At 69.2% G+C, this 3,320-nt stretch carries 3 protein-coding genes and 1 pseudogene; 2 read left to right on the top strand and 2 right to left on the bottom strand.

Features of this window, described 5'->3' with window-relative positions:
• A pseudogene (locus ACFQ87_RS45190) lies at nt 1-182 on the bottom strand (alkene reductase); the annotation flags it as partial.
• A 227-nt stretch (nt 183-409) separates the two neighbouring features.
• On the opposite strand from ACFQ87_RS45190, the gene ACFQ87_RS45185 reads away from it, so the two are divergent.
• The gene (locus ACFQ87_RS45185; protein ID WP_380616874.1) at nt 410-940 is read left to right on the top strand and encodes a MarR family winged helix-turn-helix transcriptional regulator; all 531 of its coding nucleotides are present in this window, start codon (nt 410-412) and stop codon (nt 938-940) included.
• Nucleotides 941-1,160: 220 nt separating this feature from the next.
• Nucleotides 1,161-1,586, top strand: coding sequence for a hypothetical protein (locus ACFQ87_RS45180; protein ID WP_380616873.1), 426 nt, complete (start codon nt 1,161-1,163; stop codon nt 1,584-1,586).
• A gap of 286 nt (nt 1,587-1,872) precedes the next feature.
• On the opposite strand, the gene ACFQ87_RS45175 is transcribed toward ACFQ87_RS45180, so the two are convergent.
• The gene (locus ACFQ87_RS45175; RefSeq protein WP_380616872.1) at nt 1,873-2,988 is read right to left on the bottom strand and encodes a PP2C family protein-serine/threonine phosphatase; all 1,116 of its coding nucleotides are present in this window, start codon (nt 2,986-2,988) and stop codon (nt 1,873-1,875) included.
• Between the last annotated feature and the right edge of the window lie 332 nt (nt 2,989-3,320).

Here is a 3,320-nt window from a genome sequence, read left to right as displayed (position 1 = left end):
GAGGGCTGGATGCCCTCGGTGACGATCAGCCCGGCACTGGCGCGCTGCGCGTAGTACGTCGCCATCAGCTCCGTCGGCTCCGCGCCGGGCCCGAAGGCACGGCTGCGGGTCATCGGCGCCATCGCGACGCGGCTGGCCAGGCGCTTGCCGCCCAGGACGATCGGATCGAAAGCAGTGGTCATGGTCTTTCCTCCGGGAGAAGTGGTGCTCTGCGGCTCGGGCTCCCGCTGCCCGAACCAGGCGATTGACTGTCTGAACAAGTAAATCCCGGAAACCCCTTCCCGGGACATAATGTGACGCGCATCACATGGCTTGAGCTGCCCATATGCGGCTCGGCGCCCGAACAGTCCCACGAGCCCACGTACCGGAAGGTAAGGCTTATATTGCTCAAGCAGGAAGTGAGGAAGAGATGACACCGAAGGACGGGAAGGATCCCGCGGGGACGAGGCGGGAGAAGGCCGGCGTCCCGGTGCCGGCCGCGGCCGCGGGTGGGCCGTGCAGCCACGCGATCTTCCGCCTGGCCCGCCTGCACCGCATGTTCGCCGGACAACTGCTGCGCCGCATCGGCCTGCACCCGGGCCAGGAGCTGGTCATGATGCACCTGTGGGAACTCGGCCCCCAGCGACAGGTCGACCTGGTGCGGCTGCTGGACTCCGACGCCGCCACCATGACCCGCACCATCCAGCGCCTGGAACAGGCCGGCTTCGTCCGCCGCCGGCCCTCGCCCACCGACAAACGCGCCTCGCTCATCGAACCCACGACGGCCAGCCACGCCCTGCGCCACGAGGTCGAACGGGTCTGGACCCAGCTTGAGGACCTCGTAACGGCAGGCCTGACCGCTGACCAGCGCACCGACACCCTGCACACCCTGGAACGCCTGGAGCAGAACCTCGTCCAGGCCGCCGCCGACCCCGCAGACGCCACAGGCGCGGAGCGTTAGCGCCCGCCGAGGGGAGACTCCTCACCGACTCCCGCGGCGAACTGGATCCAGGCGGCGGCCGGCAGACCCGCCCACCCGAAGCCCGCACCGGGTGCGCCGGTGGTCACGACGGCCACGACCGCGGCCGGTGCCACCGCGGAACAGACCCTCGACGAGGAGATCCGCCGACTTCGACGCCTCATCACTTACACTGTCGCCGTCACGCAACGTAAGAGATCATGTGAGCACTGTGAACGAAATTCCACGAAGGCCGTGGCGTCATCTCCTGCTCCGCGGATCACTGATCGCCGCGCTCGTCGTGCAGTCAGCTGCGCTCATCTCCCAGCAAATGCAGATCGACGATCTGCAGGTGCATCACATCGGCGATCTAGCGGGGGGGAACGTCACACCCGGCCCCTCCGGTCCGCCCGGCCCCCCTGGCCCGCCCGGCCCCCAAGGCAGGGAGGGGAAGGACGGAAAGGACGGCAAGGACGGAAGGGAAGGCAGGGAGGGCAGGGAGGGCAGGGAGGGGAAGGACGGCAAGGACGGCAAGGACGGACAGAACGCCGCCCCCAAGCCATCGCCGGCCCCGTCCCCCAGCCACCGCAAGGACTCCTGGAAGAAGACCCTCCCCGGCGACTCCTCCAGCGTTGACAGTTCACGCTGACCACGGGTTCCGCAGTCAGCGGCGGCGCGCGCCTCGCCGACCACGGAACTCGGGCGGGTCCGAGGCCCTTCCGTCGGCGCTCGTCCTCGCCGGCCGGGAACTCCAGCCGGTCAGTGCCGTGGCAGCGTCGACAGACCTGCTCGGCGGTTGCCGGCCTGTGCCGCTCGCGCCGTTCCAGCGATGGGGCCCGGTCACCGTCCGGGCCGATTCGAAGCGGATCGTCAGTGTCGACTGCGCGTCAGACCCCGACACGAGGCCGCCCCTCCGGCGAGGCGGTCCGCCGGGATCACAGGCGCACGATGACCAGGGCGGTGTCGTCGGTGACGCCGCCGGACGGGAGCAGGTCGGAGAGCACGGCGTCGGCGAGGGTTTCGGGGTCGGCCGCCTGGTGGCGGGTCAGGGAGTCGGCGAGCCGGGCGAGGCCGGTGTCGATGTCTTCGCGGCGGCGCTCGATGAGGCCGTCGGTGTACAGCGCGAGCACGGCGCCGTCGGTGAAGTGCGCTGCGGCCTGGGGCGGGGGGACTTGTTCGGGGCTGGCACCGAGAGGGGGGTCGGTGGCCTGGTCCAGGAACTCGACGGTGCCGTCGACCTGCAGGAGGGCCGGCGGGGGATGGCCGGCGCTGCTGTAGGTGATGGTGTGGGTGTCCCAGTCGATGAACGTGTTGGCCACTGTGGTGTTCTCGGCGCCGTCGACGGAGCGGGCGTACAAGCCGAGCACTTCCAGGGTCTGGGCGGGGCCGGCGGCAACGCGGGAGGCGGTGCTGAGCGCGCTGCGCAGTTGCCCCATGACCTGGGCTGCAGGCAAGCCATGCCCTACGACGTCGCCGACGGCGACCGCGATGCGGTCGCCGGGCAGGTCGACCAGGTCGTACCAGTCACCGCACACGTTCAGCGTGTCGACGGCGGGCCGGTAGCGCACGGCTGCCGGGTGGCGTCCGACCGGGCGGGGAGCGGGAAGCATCGCCTCTTGCAGGCTCAGCGCGACTTCGCGGGCGCGGATGAGTTCGGTGACCTCCTCCAGCCGGTGGATCAGCAGTGCCACCCGTCCGTCCGAGTCGAGGACGGGAACGTTGATCATGCTCCAGTAGCGTTCGCCCCGCACCCCGGGCCGGTCGGGGTCCTCGATGTCGTAGCGCTGCAGCTCGATGATGTCGGGCTCACTGCTTCCGAGCACCTGGTGCATTGACGCCTGGACGTTGCGCACCACGGCTGCGCCGGGGTCGTTCTGGCTGTGGGCGAAATCGTCGGGCAGGTAGCGGCCGATGACTTGCCCGCGGGTGCGGCCCAACGTTCGCAGGAACTCTTCGTTGACGTCTGCGTAGACCAGTTGCGGCGTCAACAGCGCCATCGCACCGGGAAGGGCCTGGAACACCGCCCTGTAGTCGATCTCAGGTTCCGCCATGTCCGTCTCGCCTCGACGCCGCCGCCGGTGTCCGCATTCCACGATAGACGCGGCCGGGCTGCGGAGGACGATCCCGCCCTCGGTGATGCGGTCCGCTCCGCGGACAGGAACAGGCCCGGTCCAGCTTCGTTCGCACCCATCCTGATCCGTGGCGATGACTTCCCTCCATCGCTTGACGCTCGAATCCGCGGACCGTACGGTGGATTGCGTTGGTTTAAGTTTCAACATTTCTCTTCAATCGACGGAGGCTCCCCTCTCCTCCGGCCTGCGCCGAACGCAGCCAGGCATCCGATAACCCCGCAGGAAGAAACATGAACCGCAAGACCTTCCGA

It is taken from the genome of Kitasatospora sp. NPDC056531 (assembly GCF_042794375.1).
In the GTDB taxonomy this organism is placed as follows: domain Bacteria; phylum Actinomycetota; class Actinomycetes; order Streptomycetales; family Streptomycetaceae; genus Kitasatospora.
The sequence above is the reverse complement of the archived record's forward strand: the minus strand, read 5'-3'. Positions and strand labels throughout refer to the sequence as shown.